Source organism: Rhizobium esperanzae (assembly GCF_002204185.1).
GTDB classification, from domain to species: Bacteria; Pseudomonadota; Alphaproteobacteria; order Rhizobiales; family Rhizobiaceae; genus Rhizobium; species Rhizobium esperanzae.
Map to the genome: position 1 here is coordinate 63,634 of NZ_MXPU01000008.1, position 21,225 is coordinate 84,858.

19 protein-coding genes are annotated in these 21,225 nt (G+C 61.1%); 7 read left to right on the top strand and 12 right to left on the bottom strand.

Features of this window, described 5'->3' with window-relative positions; all coding sequences use genetic code 11:
* Window positions 1-50: 50 nt before the first annotated feature.
* From B5E41_RS13975 to B5E41_RS14010, 8 genes are all read right to left on the bottom strand, one after another.
* A complete protein-coding gene (locus B5E41_RS13975; protein ID WP_088394454.1) occupies window positions 51-1,085 on the bottom strand; it encodes an LLM class flavin-dependent oxidoreductase in 1,035 nt (344 codons plus the stop codon).
* Between the two features lie 16 nt (window positions 1,086-1,101).
* On the bottom strand, window positions 1,102-2,022 hold the full coding sequence (locus tag B5E41_RS13980; RefSeq protein WP_425350132.1) for an ABC transporter substrate-binding protein: 921 nt from the start codon (window positions 2,020-2,022) through the stop codon (window positions 1,102-1,104).
* 89 nt (window positions 2,023-2,111) lie between these two features.
* Window positions 2,112-3,056: an ABC transporter substrate-binding protein gene (locus tag B5E41_RS13985; protein WP_088394458.1), complete on the bottom strand. Its 945-nt coding sequence runs from the start codon at window positions 3,054-3,056 to the stop codon at window positions 2,112-2,114.
* 92 nt (window positions 3,057-3,148) lie between these two features.
* Entirely contained in the window at window positions 3,149-4,924 is a 1,776-nt protein-coding gene (locus B5E41_RS32575; RefSeq protein WP_088394460.1) for an amino acid ABC transporter permease/ATP-binding protein, read from the bottom strand.
* Between the two features lie 29 nt (window positions 4,925-4,953).
* The gene (locus B5E41_RS13995; RefSeq protein ID WP_088394462.1) at window positions 4,954-5,517 is read right to left on the bottom strand and encodes a GNAT family N-acetyltransferase; all 564 of its coding nucleotides are present in this window, start codon (window positions 5,515-5,517) and stop codon (window positions 4,954-4,956) included.
* A complete protein-coding gene (locus tag B5E41_RS14000; protein ID WP_088394464.1) occupies window positions 5,514-6,713 on the bottom strand; it encodes a M20 aminoacylase family protein in 1,200 nt (399 codons plus the stop codon). The genes B5E41_RS13995 and B5E41_RS14000 overlap by 4 nt, the downstream gene beginning before the upstream one ends.
* Before the next feature lie 18 nt (window positions 6,714-6,731).
* Window positions 6,732-8,081 carry an LLM class flavin-dependent oxidoreductase gene (locus B5E41_RS14005; protein WP_088394466.1) on the bottom strand — a complete coding sequence of 450 codons (1,350 nt, stop codon included), beginning with the start codon at window positions 8,079-8,081 and terminating at the stop codon, window positions 6,732-6,734.
* Between the two features lie 23 nt (window positions 8,082-8,104).
* Window positions 8,105-9,097, bottom strand: coding sequence for an LLM class flavin-dependent oxidoreductase (locus B5E41_RS14010; protein ID WP_088394468.1), 993 nt, complete (start codon window positions 9,095-9,097; stop codon window positions 8,105-8,107).
* Between the two features lie 217 nt (window positions 9,098-9,314).
* Here B5E41_RS14010 and B5E41_RS14015 point away from each other — a divergent pair, with 217 nt between their 5' ends.
* Window positions 9,315-9,596, top strand: coding sequence for a type II toxin-antitoxin system Phd/YefM family antitoxin (locus B5E41_RS14015; protein ID WP_088394470.1), 282 nt, complete (start codon window positions 9,315-9,317; stop codon window positions 9,594-9,596).
* Window positions 9,596-9,919, top strand: coding sequence for a type II toxin-antitoxin system RelE/ParE family toxin (locus tag B5E41_RS14020; protein WP_088394472.1), 324 nt, complete (start codon window positions 9,596-9,598; stop codon window positions 9,917-9,919). Before B5E41_RS14015 ends, B5E41_RS14020 begins: the two co-directional genes overlap by 1 nt.
* A gap of 76 nt (window positions 9,920-9,995) precedes the next feature.
* Here the strand turns inward: B5E41_RS14020 and repC are convergent, their stop codons facing one another.
* From repC to B5E41_RS14040, 4 genes are all read right to left on the bottom strand, one after another.
* Window positions 9,996-11,300 carry a plasmid replication protein RepC gene (repC, locus tag B5E41_RS14025; protein WP_088394474.1) on the bottom strand — a complete coding sequence of 435 codons (1,305 nt, stop codon included), beginning with the start codon at window positions 11,298-11,300 and terminating at the stop codon, window positions 9,996-9,998.
* A 199-nt stretch (window positions 11,301-11,499) separates the two neighbouring features.
* On the bottom strand, window positions 11,500-12,489 hold the full coding sequence (repB, locus tag B5E41_RS14030; protein WP_088394476.1) for a plasmid partitioning protein RepB: 990 nt from the start codon (window positions 12,487-12,489) through the stop codon (window positions 11,500-11,502).
* Window positions 12,486-13,703 (bottom strand): plasmid partitioning protein RepA, encoded by a 1,218-nt coding sequence (gene repA, locus B5E41_RS14035; protein WP_088394478.1) that lies wholly within the window; start codon window positions 13,701-13,703, stop codon window positions 12,486-12,488. The genes repB and repA overlap by 4 nt, the downstream gene beginning before the upstream one ends.
* Window positions 13,704-14,734: 1,031 nt before the next feature.
* Complete coding sequence (locus B5E41_RS14040; RefSeq protein ID WP_088394480.1) at window positions 14,735-15,820, bottom strand: ROK family protein; 1,086 nt, start codon at window positions 15,818-15,820, stop codon at window positions 14,735-14,737.
* A 124-nt stretch (window positions 15,821-15,944) separates the two neighbouring features.
* Between B5E41_RS14040 and otsB the strand changes: the two genes are divergently transcribed.
* The 5 genes from otsB (at window position 15,945) to B5E41_RS14065 (ending at window position 21,214) form a co-directional block, all read left to right on the top strand.
* A complete protein-coding gene (gene otsB / locus B5E41_RS14045) occupies window positions 15,945-16,724 on the top strand; it encodes a trehalose-phosphatase (RefSeq protein ID WP_176439390.1) in 780 nt (259 codons plus the stop codon).
* Window positions 16,725-16,905: 181 nt separating this feature from the next.
* Window positions 16,906-17,790 (top strand): helix-turn-helix domain-containing protein, encoded by an 885-nt coding sequence (locus B5E41_RS14050; RefSeq protein WP_088394484.1) that lies wholly within the window; start codon window positions 16,906-16,908, stop codon window positions 17,788-17,790.
* Window positions 17,791-18,001: 211 nt separating this feature from the next.
* Window positions 18,002-19,075, top strand: coding sequence for an ABC transporter substrate-binding protein (locus B5E41_RS14055; RefSeq protein ID WP_176439391.1), 1,074 nt, complete (start codon window positions 18,002-18,004; stop codon window positions 19,073-19,075).
* Between the two features lie 64 nt (window positions 19,076-19,139).
* Window positions 19,140-19,958, top strand: coding sequence for an ATP-binding cassette domain-containing protein (locus tag B5E41_RS14060; RefSeq protein WP_088394486.1), 819 nt, complete (start codon window positions 19,140-19,142; stop codon window positions 19,956-19,958).
* Window positions 19,955-21,214, top strand: coding sequence for a sugar ABC transporter permease (locus B5E41_RS14065; RefSeq protein WP_088394488.1), 1,260 nt, complete (start codon window positions 19,955-19,957; stop codon window positions 21,212-21,214). Before B5E41_RS14060 ends, B5E41_RS14065 begins: the two co-directional genes overlap by 4 nt.
* Window positions 21,215-21,225: the final 11 nt, after the last annotated feature.

Below are 21,225 nucleotides of genomic sequence, written 5' to 3' on the forward strand. Positions count from 1 at the left end.
GCTGAGATGATTGTTTGATGGCGAATGGGACGTTGTCTGCCGACGGCCAATCAGGAAGCAGTCCGAATTCCCGGCTGCGCTTTCCATCCGAGCTCCGGGGCGATTCTGGTGGCGAAGTCGTGGAGGATCTGGCGATATTCCTCGTGCTCGAACTCGTAAGGGAGCTCCAGCCGCAACTCGCTGACCTCTGGAAGGATCGGATCGGCGAAAAGCCGCTCCAAAATTTCCTCCGATGTGCCGACAATATCGCAGGCGAACAAGGTACGCCGCTCGCCCTGTGGCGAAAGCGTCCGCTGATGGCGGCCGTCGGCATAATCGCGGTAGCGGCGGCGCGTTGGCGCATCGGCGCTGTCGAAAGGCACGATGACGCGGCCGAGCGCGACGCGGCGCTGCGTTCCAGAGTCGCGATAGGTTTTAATGAGCGTGGATTGGGCAACGAAGAAATCGTCGGTCCCCTCCCCCGTTATCACATTGCCCGTCAACAGGTTAAAGCCGTTGCGGCCGGCCCAGTCGGCCGAGCGCTGCGACCCGCCGCCATACCAGATCCGGTCGATCAGACCTTTGGCATAGGGCTGCAGGCGCGGCCGCTGCGGGCCGAAGGGCGTCTTGATGAAGGTCGCGTCGTCGCCGAGATAGGCACCGCGCAGATTGTCGGCAAAGCGCAGCACGCGATCATGCGAGAAATCGTAACGCGTCCAGTCGCCGTCGAAGGCGAGCGGACCGATCAGCTCGGCATGCAGCGGCCGGCCGGCGCTGACGCCGATATTCAGCCGCCCGCGCGAGAGAACATCGACCGTCGCAAGGTCCTCGGCCAGCCGATACGGGCTTTCATAGCCGATCGGAATGACCGCCGTTCCGAGCTCGATCCGGCTGGTGCGCTGGGTGGCGGCCGAAAGAAAGGCGCTGGCGGACGAGATCCCCGGCTCCAGGTGGCGCTGGCGGACCCAGGCGCTGTCGAAGCCAAGCGCCTCGCCATAGTGCAGTTGCTGGAGCGTCTGCTCCAATCCCGACAAGGGATCATCATCGGAATAGTTGCCGGGGGTGAGGAAGCCGATATGGCTAATGGATATATTGCCGCCGCTCATGACCTGCTTCCCGCAATCAATATTTCGGCAGGCCGGGCGGATTGGTCTCGGATGCCGGGAGAGCTTCCTCGGAAAGATGCCAGTGAGCGAGAATCCTCGCATAGGTGCCATCCTTGATCAGGCCATTGGTGGCGATAGTCAGCGCATCGGCGAGTCCGCTTCCCTTGCGGGTGGCGATGGCGACGTCCGATCGATCCGGCCAGCCGGCGCTCAGCGTGCCCACCCGCTTGATGTTCTTGTCACGCGCCGCGATGAAGACGAGCTGCGCGTGCGGCTGGACGATGACATCGGCCCGACCGGAACGCAGCGCGAGAAGGCTTGCCGCCTCGTCGTCGTAATATTGCAGCTCGATCGGCTTCAGGCCCGCGGCGACGTCCTCTTCGCTCCACTTGATCAGGATACGCTCCTGGTTGGTGCCGGCACCGACGATGATTCTGAGGCCCGCCGCATCCTTCGGCTCCTTGATCGAGGTGATCGGGCTATCAGCTTTCACGAAGACACCGTGCAGACCCTGGCGATAGGTGGAGAAATCGAACTTCTCCTTGCGCTGCTCGGTCACGCCGACATTGGAGATGACGGCATCATATTTGCCCGATGTGAGCCCGAGCGGCCAGTCGATCCAGGCGACCGGCACGATCTCCAGCGTCAGGCCGAGGCTGTCGGCGATCGCATAGGCATAGTCGGGATCGGCGCCGACCACGGTCTTGGCATCGGTGGCGTAAGTCGCAAGCGGCGGCCCGCCGGGGCTGACGGCGATGGTGAACTTGCCCGGTTTGACGAACTTGAAATCCCTGGGGATTGCGGCGATCGCCGCATTGTTCCTGGCTGCATGAAGCCTGCCCGGCTGCTGCGGGCTCAGGTCGAAATCATCGGCCGCATGGGCTGCACTGAGGCCGGTCAAGGCTGCCGTCAGCGCCGCGAAGAAAAAGCTGCGGATATCAAGAAAACTCGCCACGTTCGGTATGTCTCCGTTTGCAGTGCAAGGCAGGGACGGACCGGCTCGAACGGCCGTCCGTCCCGTAAAGATTACGAACCACTCTTCGGCAGGCCGGGCGGATTGGTCTGGGCCTTGTCGATCGCCTCGGGACCGAGATTCCAGGCGTCGAGGATCTTCTTGTAGGCGCCGCTGGCAATCAGGTCGTTGACGACATTGGTGACGGGCGCCGCCAGACCACTGCCCTTGCGCGTGGTGACGGCGATCTCGGCCGTGATCGGCCAGCCGCCGCTGACGGTGCCGACAAGTTTGGTCTTGCCGTTGATTCCAGCCGCATAGGCCTGGGTGGCGTTGACGCTGAAGACAGCATCGGCCCTGCCGGACTGCACGGCGAGGTCCTTCACCGCATTGTCGTCGTAATACTGCACCTCGATCGGCTTGAGGCCGGCCGCAACATTCCGCCGGTCCCATTCCAGCAGGATCTTCTCCTGATTGGTGCCGGCATCGGTGATGACCTTCAGGCCGGCAATATCCTTTGGCTCCTTGATCGACGTGATCGGGTTGTCGGCCCTGACGTAGAAACCGAGCTCATCCTTGCGGTAGGTCGAGAAATCGAACTTTTCCTTGCGCTCTTCCGTGACAGTCACGTTCGAGATCACCGCATCGAACTTGCCGGAGGTGAGCCCCAGCGGCCAATCGGCCCATGCGACGGAAACGAGGTTGAGCTTCAGGGCCAGGCTGTCGGCAATCGCCTGCGCCAGATCGACGTCATAACCGATGACCGTCTTGGAGTCTGAGGCATAGTCATGGAGCGGCAGATTGCCGCTCGAGCTGATGCCGACGGTGAAGACGCCGTTCTCGACGAACTTGAAGTCCTTGATTTCAGCGATGCGCTTCTCGTTCTTTTCCACCCGCAGCCGGTTCGGCTGTTCGGGGCTTAGATCGAACTTCTGCTGCGCCTGAGCGGAACCGAAACCGATCGCGCCAATGGCGACGGCTCCCGCTATGAGAAGCCTTACTCTATCTGTAAATGCCACGCCCCTTCTCCATTTCATCTTAAGGTTGCGGTTATTGTCATTCGACCGGAGCAGCCCGTCGCGGCCCGGCATTTCACCAGCGCTATCAGGCGCTAGAGAACCTTGGCGAGGAATTCGCGCGTTCGGGGGTGCTCCGCTTGCGTGAAGATCCGGGCCGGCGGACCGACCTCCAGAATGCGGCCGCTTTCCATGAAGACGACCGTATCGGCGACTTCGCGGGCAAAGCCGATTTCGTGGGTAACGATGACGAGCGTCGTTCCGGTGCGGGCGAGCTCCTTGATGACGTCGAGCACCTCACCGACGAGTTCCGGATCGAGTGCGGAGGTCGGTTCGTCGAAGAGCAGAACCTTGGGGCGGAGCGCCAGCGCCCGGGCGATCGCCACACGCTGCTGCTGGCCGCCGGAGAGCTGGCGCGGATAGGCATTGATCTTGTCGCTGAGACCGACGCGTGCCAGCAGCTCCTGCGCCAGCTGCACAGCTTCCTCACGATCGACGCCACGAACCTCGATCGGCGCCTCGGTCAAGTTTTCGAGCACGGTCAGATGCGGGAAGAGATTGAAGCTCTGGAAGACCATGCCGATATCGGCGCGGCGTTTGAGGATATCCTTCTCCTTGAGCTCGTAGAGCGTGTCGCCCTTCCTGCTATAACCGACAAACTCGCCGTCGACGGAGATGAAGCCCTCATCGACACGCTCCAGGTGATTGATCGACCGCAGCAGCGTCGACTTACCCGAACCGGAGGGGCCGAGAATGGCGGTCACGCTGCCGGCGGGCAGGTTGAGCTCGACATCGTGGAGCACCTTCAGCGAGCCGAAACTTTTCGAAATGCCATGGATGCGCACCGCACCGCCTGCCCGGAGAGCCTCGGCATCATGGAAACCGAGATTGCGCACCTTGTCGGCTGCGCTATCCAGCACCGGCAGCGGACGACGGAAGCGTTCGAAAAATGCCTGGAAAGGCAGCGGCGTCGGATTGCGTACGGCGCCTCTGGAGAAATAACGCTCGATATAGTGCTGGGCGATCGACAGCACGGTCATGATGATCAGATACCAGACGGTCGCGACCATCAGCAGCGGAATGACTTCGAGATTACGGCGGTAGATCACCTGGACGGTGTAGAACAGCTCCGGCAGCGCCAGCACATAGACGACGGACGTGCTCTTCGCCAATCCGATGAGCTCGTTGAACCCGGTCGGCAGGATGGAGCGCATGGCCTGCGGCAACACGATGCGGAAGGCCTGACGGCGGCGCGGCAGGCCGAGTGCAGCGGCGGCTTCCAATTGCCCGTGATCCACCGACAGAATCCCGCCGCGGACGATCTCGGCGAAGAAGGCCGATTGGTTGAGCGTGAGGCCGAGATAGGCAGCGGCGAAGGGCGTCAGCAGCTGCACGGTAGGATAGTCGAAGAAGACCGTATCGGTGAACGGAACGCCGATCCTGATCGTTTCGTAGAGATAGCCGAGATTGTTCAATATCAGCAGCAGCACGATCATCGGTATCGAGCGCAGCAGCCAGATATAGCCCCAGGAAAGGCCCGATAGCAGCGGCGACTTGGAGACACGGGCGAGCGCGAGGGCCGTTCCGAGGATAGAGCCCGATATGGCGGCAAGCGCGGTCAGAAGCAACGTCCTGCCCAGGCCGACGAGCACCGGCTCGGCGAAGAACCATTCGGCGAAGACGCCCCAACCCCAGCGCGGATTGGTGAAGGTGGAATAGAGCACGGCGATGATGACGACGGACGCGAATATCGTGCCCGCCAGCCGCTCGGGGTGGCGCGCCGGCACGATGCGATAACGGGAATATTCCTGCCTGAGTTCTGCCGTTCTGCTGCCGGTCTCAATGCCCGCGAAATCCGTCGTCAGTGCCATTCTTGCTTCCCTTTGTGATTATCGTCTTGTCAGAGATTTGCGCCGGCCACGCGCAGGCGCGGTTCGGCCGCCTCGGCTCCGAAGACCGGCGGACCGAGATGGGTGATGTCCTTCTCGAAGGGCAGGCTCTTGTAGGTCTCGGGATCGGCTGATGTGTCGAAGAGAGCGGTGTAGCCGTAGTTCAGGTAGAGGCCGACGGCCTCGGGCTGGCGGAAACCGGTCGTCAGATAAATCCTCGTATAACCTTGGCGGGCCGCCTGAGCCTCCAGCTCCACCAGCACCTTGCGGGCAAGGCCCTGGCGGCGCAGGTCCGAGCGTGTCCAGATGCGTTTGAACTCGGCGGTGCGATTGTCGTAATGCTTGAAAGCGCCGCCGCCGATGGTTTCACCATCCCGGATCAACAGGAGAAAATTGCCGTGAGGCGGCGCGAAGGCTTCGGGAGGATAGCGGTTGAGCTCGGCCGCAGCACCTTCGGCATTGAAGTAGGTGCCGTAGCGGCTGTCATATTCGTGAATCAGTTCCTCAATCAACGGCTTGGCGTGGGGATCGAGAGGGGTCGTATAGAGAAACGTGTCGCTCATGTCGTTCGTCACCCGTTGTCGTCAGTGAGGAAGGTTTCGGCGAGCCGGACCCAGTAGCGGGCGGCGGGCGCGATGATCGCGTCGTTGAAATCGTAATGGGCGCTGTGGAGAGGCGCGCTGTCGCCGTTTCCGACGAAGAGGTAGCTGCCGGGATTGGCCTGCAGCATGAAGGCGAAATCCTCGCTTGCGGTTCGTGGACGGAAGTCCTTCTCGATCGCCGCGAGACCGAGCGCGTCGTAAGCGACATCGCGGGCAAATGCCGTTTCCTTGGCGTGATTGATCAGCGCCGGAAAACCGAGGCGATAATTCACATCCGCCTCGGCGCCGAAGCTTTCGGCCTGGGCGCGGGCAAGGGCCGGAATGCGCTCTTGCAGCAGCTGGCGAACCTCCTCGCTGAAGGCCCGCATGGTGAGTTTCATCTCCACGCTCTCGGGGATGACATTCGAGGCGGAGCCGGCATGGATCGAGCCGACAGTGGCGACTGCCATATCCTGCGGATCGACATTGCGGGAGACGACGCTCTGCAATGCGGTGATGAAGGAAGCCGAAGCCAGCACCGGATCGACGGCGCGGTGCGGTTCAGCGCCGTGACCGCCCTTACCGACGATCCTGATGACCGCCTGGTCGACAGACGCCATGGCCGGACCGGTGACGAAGCCGAACTGGCCCGCCGGAATGCCCGGCCAGTTGTGCAGTCCGAAGACAGCATCGACAGGAAATCGTTCGAACAACCCTTCCGAGATCATCTTGCGGGCGCCGGCGCCGATTTCCTCGGCGGGTTGGAAGATCAGCCTGAGCGTGCCGCTGAAATTGCCGCTTTCGGCGAGATAGCGAGCGGCGGCCAGCAGGATCGCGGTATGCCCGTCATGGCCGCAGGCATGCATGACGCCGGGATTGCTGCTGGCATAGGCAAGATCGGTCGCCTCCTCGATCGGCAGCGCGTCCATATCCGCGCGGATGGCGATCCGCTTCCCGCCTTCGCCGCGTCTGAGGGTGGCGACGATGCCGGTGCCGGCAATGCCTGTCGCCACCTCGTACCCCCAGGAGGAAAGGCGGGATGCCACGAGCTTGCTGGTCCTCAACTCCTGAAAGGCCAGCTCCGGATATTGGTGCAGATCGCGGCGAAGCGCGATGATCTCATCGAGACAGGCGGCGATGCCCTTTTCGATCGGATCATTGCTGCGGGTGTTCTGAGCGATGGTGTCCATGGCGGTTCGCTCGGCACCTCAAGCGCCGACAGCCCTTCCCTGCTCGACCTGATCGGCGCCGGCCGCATACCGGCTTTCCCGGAAGGGCAGGCCCAGATGATCGCGCAGCGTCTTGCCCTTTAGGACCGGATCGAAATAGCCGCGCGCGGTCAGGATCGGCAGGACGTGCTCGGCGAAATCCGCAAAGCCTTCAGCGATGACGGGAAAGCCGAGAATGAAGCCGTCGGCGGCGCCGTGATCCACCCAGCGGATGATCTCATCGGCAATATGCTCGGCCGTGCCGATGAAGGCGGTGCGCGGCGTCGCGGAATCGAGCGCGACCTGGCGGAGCGTCAGCCCCTTCTCGCGCGCCGTCCTCTTGATGCGGTCGGTGGTGGCGCGAAAATTGTTCCTGCCTATATCACCAAGCTCGGGGAACGGCTCATCGAGCGGGTAGACGCTGAAATCATGATGATCGAAGAAGCGGCCGAGATAGAGGAGCGCCTCCTCGATCGTGACGAGATTGCGGATCGCCTGGTACTTGGCTTCCGCTTCCTCGGCCGTTTTGCCGATGATCGGACCGATGCCCGGATAGACGCCGACTTCCGCCGCAGGCCGTCCATGCGCGATGACGCTATCCTTCAGCTGACGATAGAAGCCTCGAGCCTCTTCGAACGGCCCGCCATTGGTGAAGACGGCGTCGGCATGTTTGCCGGCAAGCCTGATGCCGGAATCCGAAGCGCCCGCCTGGAAGACCACCGGCTGGCCCTGTTTCGATCTGCCGATATTGAGCGGCCCCTCGATGCGGAAGAATCGGCCCTTATGGTTGAGGCGATGCATCTTCGCCTTGTCGACAAAAACGCCGGTCTCGCGATTGCGCACGAAAGCGTCGTCGTCCCAGGAATCCCAGAGACCCTTGATCGCATCGATATAATCCTCGGCGATCTCGTAGCGCAGCTCGTGCTCGGGATGTTCACGGCTGTAATTTCGCCCAGAACCCTCGAGTGGCGAAGTCACCGCATTCCACCCTGCCCTACCGCCGCTGATAAGATCGATCGAAGCGAACTGGCGGGCTATGGTGAAGGGGTCGCTGTAGGAGGTGGAGACCGTGCCGACGAGGCCGATCCTCGAGGTCGAAGCCGCCAGCGCCGAGAGAATGGCGATCGGCTCGAACCGGTTGAGGAAATGCGGGATCGACTGCTCGTTGATATAAAGCCCGTCGGCGACAAAGGCGAAAGCGATGCCCGCTGCCTCCGCCTTGCGCGCCGTCGTCACGAAGAACTCGAAATTGACGCTGGCATCGGCCGGTCCGCTTGGATGTTTCCAGGCATTCATGTGACCGCCGGGGCCTTGCAACATAATGCCGAACGTGACGCGTTTCTGAGCCATGGGATCGATCCTCCTTGGAAAGGTCAGGCAACGAGGGAAAGCCGCTCGGCAGCGAGCAGCTCGATAGAGGCGAGGCGCTCGGCGGCCGAAAGCGCCGGCGTGTCGAGCACGAATTCCTTGACGCCGTGGCGGCGGTGAAGTTCGTCCAGTTCCGTGCGGATCTGCTTTGCCGTGCCGTGCAGCACGCTCGGCACCCTCTCCTCAATGCGGTATTCGGTGACGCCGGCCTGCCGCGCAAATTCGGCCGCCTGCTCCTCGCTGCCGACGTTGACGGTCTGGCCGTTCGGCAGGAACAGCTTGACGATGCGCAGCTCGCCGATCCGCTCGCGGGCATAATCCTCGCTTTCGGCCGCAAAGACAGCGAGCGCCAGGATCGGCCGCTTGCCGCCCGATGCCCGCTCATAGGCCTCGAAGGTTCTGCGCAGATTTTCCGGATCGCCGTTCAGATGGCCGGCGAAGACGAGATCCCATCCCTTCTCGGCGGCGAGTTCGGCGCTCTCGACGCTGGCGCCGAGCAGGAAGCGCTCCGGAGCCATCGGCGGGAACGGAGTCGCCTGCGCACCGTCGTAACTGGGATCGGCCGCGAGATAGGTGTTGAGGTCGGAAAGCTGGCTCGCAAAATCCGGCTTCCTGGACGGATCGACGGCATTCTGCAAGGCGCGCGTCGACAGCGGAAAGCCGCCCGGTGCCTTGCCGACGCCGAGATCGACGCGCCCAGGCGCAAGCGATGCCAGGAGATTGAACGTCTCGGCAACCTTGTAGGCGCTGTAGTGCTGCAGCATCACTCCGCCGGAGCCGACCCGGATCCTCGATGTCCTGGCGAGAAGATAGGCTATCAGCGCCTCCGGCGCCGAACTCGCCAGATTGGACATGTTGTGATGCTCGGCAACCCAGAAACGGTGATAACCGAGTTCCTCGGCCCGGGCGGCAATCTTTACCGTCGCCCGCAACGCGTCGGCGGCGGATAGGCCTTGTTCGATCGGGCTTTTGTCGAGAAGGCTGAGGAGGTAGGTCATGCGCCAAGATCCGCTCAGTGGTTGCAATCTGTACTCTATAAAATCAGTAGACAAACATCATTATAAGAAATGACATTCTCTTTCGCGGACATTGAGAGGAAAAAAGCAGCCGTAGCGGAGACGAAACTTCAGGTGCTGGGAATGCGGGCCGCCATGCGCGTGGATCTTTCAATCGACTATTTAATGATCTATATTCTGGTCAAAATGGAGTAGTCGTATGAAGCTGTCAGAACAGGTAAAGCCGATCAGCTATCTCAAGGCGCATGCGCCCGAGATCATCCGGACGCTAAAGGACAATCCGCAGCCCATCGTCATTACCCTTCACGGCGAAGCCAAAGCGATCCTTCAGGATGTCGGCCAATACGAAGAAACGCAGGAGACGCTGGCGCTGCTGAAGGTGCTGGCGCTCACCAATCGAGAGGTCGAGGAAGGCAAACTGCGCCCTGCATCGGAAGCCTTCGCGCGCATCCGCAAACGTCTGGCCGACAACCAGTCCTGATGCGCTACCGTGTTCTTCTCGCCGAGGAGGCGGAACGCGACGTCGAAGATCTCTATCGTTTCATTGCCGCCCGCGACGGCGCCGAGACGGCGGAGCGCATCCTGACGGAAATCGAAAGCGCCTGCGCCGATCTCGGAGAATTCCCTACACGCGGAAATATTCCGAAGGAACTGGCCAGCATTGGTATCTCCGAATACCGCGAACTGCATCACAAGCCTTGGCGCATGATCTACCGTATCATTGGCACCGACGTCGTCGTCTACTGCGTGGCGGACGGACGTCGCGACATGCAGTCGTTTCTGGAACGACGGCTGATCCGCTAACATTCGGTATACCCCTCTCCTTCGACATCCCCCGGCGATCATCCGAGCATGGATGACCCGGACGAGCGCCGAAAACCTATCCCGCCTTTCGGCCTGCCGGCGCATTTGCCCGCAGGAGCGCCATCAGCATCGGGCCGATCGCGAATTCTCCCTTTTCACTTCTCCGCGTCAGGTCGCGAAGATAACCGCCGGCTGAATTGATGTGGCCGCCGCGTTCCAGGATGCATGCCATCACGGTCGCGGCGTTCTCAGCGCCCATGACATTTGCCGCCTCCTCATAGGCCGACGGACTGACGCCCAGCATCGATCGAACCGTGACGGCGGCGCTCATCAGCTCGCGCCAGTTGCCGATCACGCCATTCGGCCCATAGGCCAGGATTTCCGGGCAGGCCTGCAGGACCAGGCCAAGCGGGAAGGATTTCAGTCCGCCGGCATCATGGCGACCGCCCGGCCCCCCACCTTGCCGTTCCTCCGGCCTAATCATCTTGGCATCCTCGTGCTTCTTCCCTTCCATCGTCACGGCCCCTCCCCCATTGTCTTGCTCGGCCGCTGCGCCCTGCTTCGTTTCGAAGCACGGTTCAAGTTCAGAAGTGGATTCGGGGTTTGAATTCTGTATGTGACGCTCGATATAATGGGCATTGCCGCGCTGTTTTGCTGATTTAATCTGAATTTCCAGCCGGTTGAGTATCTCCGCGCGAAGTGCTGTCAATTCATCCAGCAGCTGTTCGACCTGGGCTGTCGTCGGCGACCGCGGCAGGCTTTCGACCAAGCCCCGAAATTCCTGGTGCAGCCCCTGCCAATCCCCTGGCACGTCCTCCTCGACAGCCGCTTCGATCAGTTTCGCGACGTCACGCCGGCAAAGGGTGATGCGTTCGCGCAAGCGCTGGACGTGCAGCCGCTCAGCCATCACCTCGGCTGCGAGCTGCTCGATCTCCTCAGCCCGGGCAAGCAGTGGCGCCAGCGAGAAGCCGAAGGCCTCGTTGACCTCCCCTGCCCTGTCCCTGCGGACATAGCGCTTGCCGTTTGGACTGTCCTTGCGCAACAGAAGCCCCGCCTCGACAAGTGCGGCAAGATGGCGCCGCACCGTCTGTTCGGCCATGCCATGCGTTCGGAGCGACAGCTGGACATTCGACGGAAAGACGATCAAGCCGTTTTCCTGGGCCAGTTCGTTCTTCGGATAGAAGCTCAACAACGCATTGAGCACCGCAAGCGCCCGATCGGTGATGCCGAGCAGCGGCTTTGCTTCGCACAGCGCACGAAACAGTTTCCATTTGTCGACCGACTGATCAGGCTTGATCTCACCTGCCATAACCTGGTTTGCGAGCATTCCAAGCGTCATCGACCGCCGCCCAAAGGGCGTCGATATACTTCCGGTTTCCATCTCTTCCACCTCGACGAGGCAAAAGAAATCCGCTCACCTAAACGGCGTCAAAAACTCTTGACAGCGATTCTCGGAAGTGCGATTCTCGGAGGTGTTCAAGACTACGAGGAAAGCTTCCGTGACGGTGACGTTCGGGGGCTTTTTTCTTTTGCGCGTTATCTCCTGTCCAAATTGTCAGCTGACAACTAGTCTAACTGCCTCATTTTCCCTCATTTTCCTCTTCGAATTCGGCGGCGAGGCCCGCCAACCGCCGAGCCAGGAATTCCGAAAATGCCGCCGATTTGACGGTGATGCGAAAGCTCTTGCCCGAGCGGCTCACCGAAGCAAGCGTCCCGCCGCTTTGCGTCCGCAGCGTCTGCTCGATCCGCTGCGGCGCGCTCTTCTCCTCCAGTGCCTTCCAGATGACATCGAAGCGGCTATTGCTCTCCAGCGTCTGGAAAGCGGCGCCTGCGATTGCGGCCTGCACCTTCTTCCGCCCGCCTGTCTCTCTGAATTTCTCGGCAAAGGCCAACCAGCGGGGACGCCCCACCTTCGGCGCCGGTCCGATGGCAAGAATGATCTCGGGATCGATCGTCTGCGCCACCTGCAGCAGCCGTGACGTTTCCGGTTTATCCGTCGCCAGCGCCTGAGCAATCATGTCGCGACTGAAGCCATGTTCATCCATGCGTCGCGCAAACAGCGCCCGTTCGATGAAGCTCAAGTCGACACGCGGGCCGTTCTCCTGACCCTGCGCGAGAATCAGCTCTTCATCCGTGAGCTTGCGCACGACGGCCTTGACGGGAACACCGATTTCCGCGGCCGCACGCAACCGCCGGTGGCCATAGGCGGCCTGGTAATGCCCAGCCTTTACCGGGTCCGGACGCACAAGGATTGGAACCTGCTGTCCGCTTTCCTGGATCGACTGCTTCAATCGCTCGAACTCAGGATCCCTGTCGACCGGGATGCGGTCGCGGATAAAAGACATTTCGACGACAGCCGCATCGATCTCCAGCACTTTGTCGCCAGAGGCGAGGGACTCACGCAGGGACTTGGCGGCGGCTGCTTCCTCTCCCAACCGTCCCAGCGACAGGTTCATCGCCTTGACCGCACCCGACGGTCGATGCGGCGGCGGCGCGCTTGGCGTCTCCGGCCGTGCCGGTTCGACAGCGCCAACCATGCTCTTCAGGATATCGCGACCTTTTGGGCTCATGTCCTGCTCCATGCACTGCGGATGAGTTGCTCGACCTCGGCATTGACATTGTCGACGGATTCGACGCCGCGGTCATAGGTCTGGCGATGCATCGTCTCGCGGCCCGCCTCGTAGATCGTCTGCTTGGACAGGCCAGCGTCCGAAACCGCCGTTGACTTCACCATCATCGAGGTCAGCACACGCTCGCCGAACAGGCTGCGCAGGAAGGCGACGATCTGCGCCTGCGGACCGTCATTGGACTCATAACGGGTGATCAGATAGCGCATCCAGTCATATTCGAGATTGCCGCCTGCCTGCTTGACGACGGCCAGAAGGTCGGAGGTCATCGTCAGGAACTGGTTCATCGACGCCACGTCGAGCATCTGTGGATGGACGGTGATCAGCACGGCAGTCGCAGCGCAGAGAGCAGACAGCGTCAGAAAGCCGAGGGTAGGGGGGCAATCGATGATGACGACGTCGTAGCTCTGTTCCAGCGAATGCAGCGCATTGCCGACCCGCATGAAGAACATGTCTTTGTCGTCGCGATTGCTGTCGGCCAGCGCCTTCGGGGTATCGTGCTCGAACTCATGCAGTTCGAGATTGCCCGGAATGAGATCGAGACCGGGGAAATAGGTCTGGCGGACGATGTCGGCAACGTCGCGGCGCGTCTCGTCATATTTGATGGCGCCGTAGAGCGTCTCGTTTTCACCGACATCGAACTCCGGCTGATATCCGAGCATCGCCGACATCGACGCCTGCGGGTCGAGGTCGACGGCGAGCACACGATAGCCGCGCAGCGCCAGGAACTGCGCCAGATGGATCGACGTTGTCGTCTTGCCGGATCCGCCCTTGAAATTGGTGACGGCGATCACCTGCAGATGGTCGCCCAGCCGGCGCGTCGGCAGATAGGAGGGTTTGGTGCGCCCCAGATGCTGGCGCATCGCATGGATTTCTTCGAGCGAGAAGACACGGCGGCCGGCCGCCGTCTTTTCGGGATTGATGCTTTCCACCTGGGCGGTGAGGTGGCGAACATAGCTGTCGGTGACGCCGAGCAGCTTGGCGGCCTCGGTGCTGCTGAACCGCCGCAGCGATTTGCGGGCATCGGGCGAAAATAACCGCTCGAACAGCACCTGGAGTTGACTGCTGAGCATCGTCGAGTCCTGCGCAATCGTCTCGTCGATCGAGACTTGACTCGCTCTTCTGGCTTTCTCAACAATCGCGGCCTTGGTCGGCATTCACGCAAATCCTGATAAATCGGGCAATTTTGCGCAAATGATCGTGAGTCTGGCGATTCCGTCAAGCGATTTCTTGGTTAGCCAATATATAACAAACTGAATTCGTCAAAAAAATAGCGTGGAATTCCGGAATCTTAGCGCAATTGTCAGCTGACAACGGCGCCGACCCCACATCGCCGGCGGCGGCCCGACGGATCGCCGCAGATTCTCGATTGAACGTGAAAGCCACCGCCGACTCATCGCAGGGTAACTGCGCTTGGCACAGATCGACCAAGCAAATGCCGCTTCTTATTTATAGGCAGAGGAACGGCAGAGGCTTTCCGCCTCCAAGCCGCGGACGGGCTCGACGCCGGAAGCCTTGACATTTCCATCTTGGGATTCGGAATCGCGGCGTGACGGGGCAAGGCCGAGCATTTGTTCGAGACGGCCAGCGTTGAGCGGAGCGCTTATTCCCTTGAAGTTCATCTTCCATCTTTCGTCTGCATGTGAGCTTGCGTGAAGGAGAGATAAGCGCAATTTGAACCGGCGGAGAACCGCCCGGCGACTTTATCACCATCTTTTCCATGTGCGGCGAAAAAGGAGAGGGGCTCAATCAAGCATCGGTCCCGAGATGGCGCTTGCGACAGCGACAATGCGACGGCATACACGCGAATACGACGGCCGTGTTCTGTTCGCACCATGCGTATTGCAGGGTCGCGAACAGCGGCCGCAGCTGAGCTGCGCGCAGACGGGAACAGTCGCATGTGACTATCGACTGTACGGATTGCAGACGCTCGCGCTATGCGAATCATGTCTCGAGAGGTATGATCGAAATCGTTAAACGGTCCTATGCCGAGCTGCTCCTCCAGAAATTATCTCCTGCCTAACGGAACCTACGGGGGAATTTGCTTCCGTCTACGGAATTCCTCGTTGTTTACCTGTTGTTTACCATAAGGCGGACACAGCGCCGGCCGACTCCATTTTGCGGTCCACGCGCAGGAGGGGCGACATGATCATTGCGTTGCCGGCCGCTTTCCCGCTCTTGGTCGGGGCTACCGCGCTTTCATTCCCTCTCGATTGGTAAAATGGGCATTGCCCAACCCTGTTCCGATGGTCAGCACCGCCCATGTCGATACGTCGTCGATGAATGGGATCTGCGACAAGCCTTGCACGACAGCGTCATTGTGCATCATCACGAATGTGCTGTGATCGCCGATTGCGGGAATGGCCTTCATCAGTGCTGCGGGAAGGTTGAAGCTGTCGCTTTCCCAATTGCCGCCTGGCAGGTTCTGTCCGCCGCGTTCGATCGAACCGTCTGCTTTGATGATACCGGGACAGCCGATCCCGATGATCGGGGCCGGCTTCAGATTGGCCTTTTCTGCCTTATCGATTAGCTCCTGCAACATCGCCGCCAGCCTTTCTATCGTCGCACTGCGGCTCGGCTCGTCGTCGGCGTGACGCCAGATGGTTGATTCCCAGACACTCGCATCGGCAAAGTGCGGTTTTTTTTCCTTTCCGAACTCGACGATTCCGGCACGGACGTTCGTGCCGCCGATATCGACGGCCAGCATCGCCTCATAGCCTTTGAACATCCAGGACGGCATGAGGTGGACGGAACCGATCAGTCCAGCCTCGTCGGGATGGTGGACGATCGGGATGACCTCGATATCGATACCGGCCGCCTTGAGCAGAACCATGGTCCTGGCGATCGTCAGCTCCCCGAAGCGGCTTTGCCTGAAGCCGCCGCCGACGACGATGCGCTCGGTCTTGGACCAGCGCTCGTCCTTGAGGAATTTTTTGATGACCTCGGCGAAATCCTGTGCGAAGTCCTCCACCGCGCCCATGATCAGTGCGGCGGCCTCCATGTCGTCTCCCTTCAGCAGAGACTCGATCTTTTTCTTGGAAAGCTTCGTCGTCTCGACCCTGCCGAGCGGATCGTCTCCGAACTTGCGGACATGGTTTCTCCAATCCTCAAGCTTCTGCTGAAAGGTCTTCTTGTTGGCGTTGTCGCCAACGAAGCCGTTCTTGTCACGCAGTTCGTTGTTGTAGTCGTCGACCGTTACCAACGGCAGGACCATCGCGCCATGCGCTAATGGGGCACTCGCCCCGTCACGGGGCTCCGGATTGCGTTTGGCCATCGATGTCCCTTTCCGGCCGCGAGGGGTCGAACAGGCGGCAAAATAAAACGCCGACCAGCCTCTGGATGTTCCGGAGCTTATTAACTCATCTTGCCCTCGTCCGCCGGCGACCTAGCTTCAATGATTGCAGAGTTTGGAGAATGCCGTGCAGAACGACGCCGCTACGCAGGAAATGCTTTCAATGGTGCTGGAGGAACCGGAGCACTGGGCGATGTTTCTCGACATCGACGGAACGCTGCTTAACCTTGCGCCTACGCCGGATGCGATTGAGGTCCCAGAAGACCTGCCCGGACACCTTCATCGTCTCTCGAACAAGCTCGGCGGCGCCTTGGCGCTGGTCACCGGGCGCTCGCTTGCCTATGCAGACGAGCTGTTCAAGCCCTTTGCGTTTCCAACCGCAGGCCTGCATGGCGCCGAGATCAGGAGCGCCGCCGGAATGCATACGGTCGAGGCGACCCCCGAATTCCAGGCGCTGAAACATGCATTGACCGCCGAAGCCGAACATTATCCGGGTGTTCTGATAGAGGATAAGGGTGCAGCCGTTGCCGCGCATTACCGGCTGGCGCCGGAATATGAAAAAGTCATTGAAGAGCGCATGCACCACTATGCGGAGCTTGCCGGACCGAACTGGGCGCTGCAGCTCGGTAAAAGGGTGTTCGAGCTACGACCGGCACGGTCGAGCAAGGGCGATGCGCTGGAGCGCTTTTTTCAGTCAGATCCTTTCAAGAACCGCTGCCCGATTACCATCGGGGATGATTTGACCGACGAGTCGATGTTTGCGATCGCCAATGCGCGCGGCGGTGTCTCCGTGCGTGTCGGGGCCATCGGCGCCCCGAGCTGCGCCACGAGCCGGCTGTCTTCGGCTGCACTGGTCAGGAATGTTATTGCCGCCCTGGCCGCCTGAGATGAATTTCAGATTGCCGTCGTCTTTGCGCTGCCGGCGTAGCGTCAATCATCAAAAAAGTATCGGTTTTGGCCGGGAATCGTGGTGGCGGGCATGAAGCGAGCCCACTACACTCGTCATAATAATAAAGCCAAAGGGAATTTGGCAGGCGGACGTAGAATCGCCCCTGGAGGAGGAAACGATGGAACCCGACTTGGAAGTCGTTCAGATCAGACCGGGCGAATCCTTCGCAACGAAGGCGCATGGTTATCCCTATCACACCGTTCGCTGGCATTTTCATCCGGAATATGAACTGCATCTCGTCGTGGCGACCACGGGACGCTATTTCGTCGGCGATTTCATCGGGGAGTTCGAACCCGGCAATCTGGTGCTGGCCGGCCCCAATCTGCCTCACAACTGGATCAGCGACGTCCCGAAGGGATCGAGTATTCCGCTTCGATGCCAGCTCATCCAGTTCAGTGAGAATTTTATCAGCGACACGATGAAGGTGCTGCCCGAGCTCAATCCCTTCGAGCCGGTCCTCGAAGCGTCCCGCCGGGGCGTGCTCTTCGGCACTGAGACCAGCCGGCAGGTGGCGCCTTTAATGAACGAGGTGCAGCAGGCCCAGGGCGTACGCCGTATCGAGCTCTTCATGATGATCGTCGGGCTGCTCAGCCGGTCGCAGGATGCCCAGCTTCTCGCAAGCCCCAGCTATCTGCCCGACCCCTCGGGCTATATGTCGGCCGGCATCAACAAGGCGCTCGCTTATATCAGAGAGAATCTGACGAAATCCTTCGACGAAACCGATCTTGCGGCGATCGCCGGGCAGTCCACAGGCGCCTTCTCACGCGCTTTCCGCCGCCACACCGGCATGTCGCTCGTGCAATATGTGAAACGCCTGCGCATCAATCTCGCCTGTCAGATCCTGATGAGCGACGACCATGCGTCCATCACCGACATCTGCTTCGAGGTTGGCTTCAACAATCTCTCCAACTTCAACCGCCAGTTCCTCGCGGAGAAAGGCATGACGCCGTCCCGCTTCCGGCGATTGTTGGGTGACAATATCAACGTGGCGAAGGCGGCATAAGGTCCGCCGAAGACGGCAATAGGGGAGGACAAGGAGGAGGAACGAAAACTGACGCAGGCTTGGACGTGAGCGCGCGAGGAGCGGCTCGCGAGAGGAGACGCTTGTCCTCAGAAACAGCAAACCGCTGGGACAGGCACAGCCGCTCATTCAGCCGAACGGCACAGCAGAACACTGCAATCACGCACTACACGATTTTTTCCAATGGGAGGAGATGGAAATGATGAAATTTTCGACAAAAGCGGCAGGCGCCGCGGCACTTATGCTGTCCTTGCTCGGCGGAACGTCCGCCTTTGCACAAAGCAAAGTTGCGGATGCAACCGTCGCGTTCCTGATGCCCGACCAGGGCTCAACCCGTTATGAAGAGCACGACCACCCCGGCTTCGTCGCCGAAATGAAGAAGCTTTGTGCGTCCTGCAAAGTCATCTATCAGAATGCCGATGCCGACATCGCCAAACAGCAGCAACAGTTCAATTCGGCCATCACCCAAGGCGCCAAGGTCATCGTGCTGGACCCGGTGGATTCGGCGGCGGCAGCCTCTCTCGTTCAGCTCGCTCAGAGCCAGGGCGTCAAGGTCATCGCCTATGACCGTCCGATCCCGAAGGGCAAGGCCGATTTCTATGTCTCCTTCGACAACAAAGCGATCGGCAAGGCGATTGCGGAATCGCTCGTCAAGCATCTGAAAGCCAAGAACGTGCCGACCGACGGCGGCGGCATTCTGCAGATCAACGGTTCGCCGACCGATGCCGCCGCCGGGCTGATCAAGGACGGCATTCACGAGGGTCTGGCGAGCGGCGGCTACAAGACGCTTGCTGAATTCGATACGCCGAACTGGCAGCCGGCGAATGCCCAGCAATGGGCGGCCGGACAGATCACCCGTTTCGGCAAGCAGATCGTCGGCGTCGTCGCCGCCAATGACGGCACCGGCGGCGGCGCCATCGCCGCTTTCAAGGCAGCCGGCGTCGATCCCGTGCCGCCGGTGACCGGCAATGACGCGACGATCGCCGCGCTGCAACTGATCATATCGGGGGACCAGTACAACACGATCTCCAAGCCGAGCGAAATCGTCGCTGCTGCCGCTGCCGACGTCGCCGTGAAGCTCCTGGCAGGCGAGACGATCAAGGCCGAGATGACGCTTTACGATACGCCGGCGCAGCTTTTCGTGCCGGCTGTCGTGACCGCCGAGAACCTGAAGGCCGAGATCATCGACAAGAAGATCAACACCGCCGAGGAGCTCTGCACCGGCCGTTACGCCGACGGCTGCAAGAAGCTCGGCATTATCAAGTAATCCGCCAGGGAAGCGCGGCCGCCATCGGTCGCGCTTCCGCTTCGCTTTTCGGAAAGGCCAGGCGATGTCTGACACCTCTCACACTTTTGACTCGCACCAGCCCGTCCTCAGCCTGCGCGGAGTTTCGAAGAATTTCGGAGCGGTGTCGGCGCTGACCGACATCGACCTCGACGTGCATGCCGGCGAGGTCGTGGCGCTGGTGGGCGACAATGGCGCCGGCAAATCGACACTGGTCAAGATTCTGGCCGGCGTCCACCAGCCGACCTCGGGCACCATCCTGTTCGAGGGTCAACAGGCAGATTTATCGAGCCCCAGCGCGGCGCTCAATCTGGGCATTGCGACCGTGTTCCAGGATTTGGCGCTTTGTGAAAATCTCGATGTCGTCGCCAATATCTTTCTCGGCAAGGAGCTCAATCCCTTCCAGCTCGACGAGGTCGCGATGGAGATCCGCGCCTGGAAGTTGCTGAACGAACTTTCCGCGCGAATCCCAAGCGTGCGCGAGCCCGTGGCCTCGCTATCCGGGGGCCAGCGTCAGACCGTGGCGATCGCCCGGTCGCTGTTGCTCGAACCGAAACTGATCATGCTCGATGAACCCACGGCCGCACTCGGCGTTGCCCAGACGGCCGAGGTGCTGGATCTGATCGAGCGCGTGCGCGAGCGCGGCCTCGGCGTTATCATGATCAGCCATAACATGGAGGACGTGCGGGCCGTCGCCGACCGTATTGTCGTGCTTCGGCTCGGCCGCAACAACGGCACCTTCATGCCCGACGCATCCAATGAAGAGCTCGTCAGCGCGATTACCGGCGCATCCAACAATTCCGTCTCCCGCCGCGCGATGCGCCGCAAGGCGCAAAGCCCAGAGAATGAGGAGGGCAGGCCATGATGAAGACCATTCGGAACGAGCCGGCAACACCCGCGCTTCTCGACCGGCGCGACGAAAGAGTGCGCCATGACGACAGCTTTGCCGGGTCGGTCCGCGCCTTCTGGGACCGCATCCGCTCCGGCGACCTCGGCTCGCTGCCTGTCATTGTCGGCCTGGCGATCATCTGGACGGTCTTCCAGGCCCTCAATCCGGTGTTTCTCTCCAGCGCCAACCTCGTCAACATGCTGTTCGATTGCTCGACGGTCGGCGTCATCTCGCTCGGCATCGTCTGCATTCTGATCGTTGGCGAGATTGATCTCTCCGTCGGTTCGGTCAGCGGCTTCGCCTCGGCGCTCACCGGCGTCTTCTGGGTCAATCAGGGCTGGCCGGTGGCCGCGGCGGTGCTCGCCGCGATGATCGTCGGCGCTCTGATCGGCTCGCTTTACGCGTTCCTGTTCAACCGCTTCGGGATGCCGAGCTTCGTCTCCACGCTGTCCGGCCTGCTCGCGGTTCTCGGCCTCCAGCTCTATATCCTCGGAGCAACCGGTTCGATCAATCTCCCCTATGGGTCCTGGCTTGTTAATTTCGGTCAGATCATGGTCATGCCCGACCCGGTCGCCTATCTGCTGGTGGCAGTTGCCGGCTTTGCCTTCTTCTCCGCGAGCTATCGAACGGCGACACGCCGGCGAGCGGCCGGCCTTTCGTCGAAATCCCCCAGCGGGCTCTTCCTGCGCGCCGTCATCATTACCCTCGCCCTGGAAACGGTCGCCTTCTATCTCAACCAGTCACGCGGCATTCCCTGGATGTTCGGACTTTTCGTCGGCCTCGTCGCAGCGATGAACTATGCGCTGACCCGCACGAAGTGGGGACGCTCCATGCATGCCGTCGGCGGCAACAGGGAGGCGGCCCGCCGCTCGGGCATCAACGTATCGCGCATCTATGCGAGCGCCTTCGTCATGTGCGCCCTGCTGGCCGCGACCGGCGGCGTGCTTTCGGCGGCGCGATTGGCGACGGCCAGTCAGCAGGCCGGCACCGGCGACGTCAATCTCAACGCCATCGCTGCGGCGGTCATCGGCGGCACCAGCCTGTTCGGCGGGCGCGGCAGCGCCTATTCGGCCCTTCTCGGCATCATCGTCATCCAGTCGATCGCGAGCGGTCTGACGCTCCTCGATCTGTCGTCATCGCTTCGCTACATGATCACGGGGGCCGTTCTTGCCGTCGCCGTCATCGTCGACTCGCTGGCACGCCGATCGCGCATTTCGCACGGCCGGGCCTAAACAACCAAGAA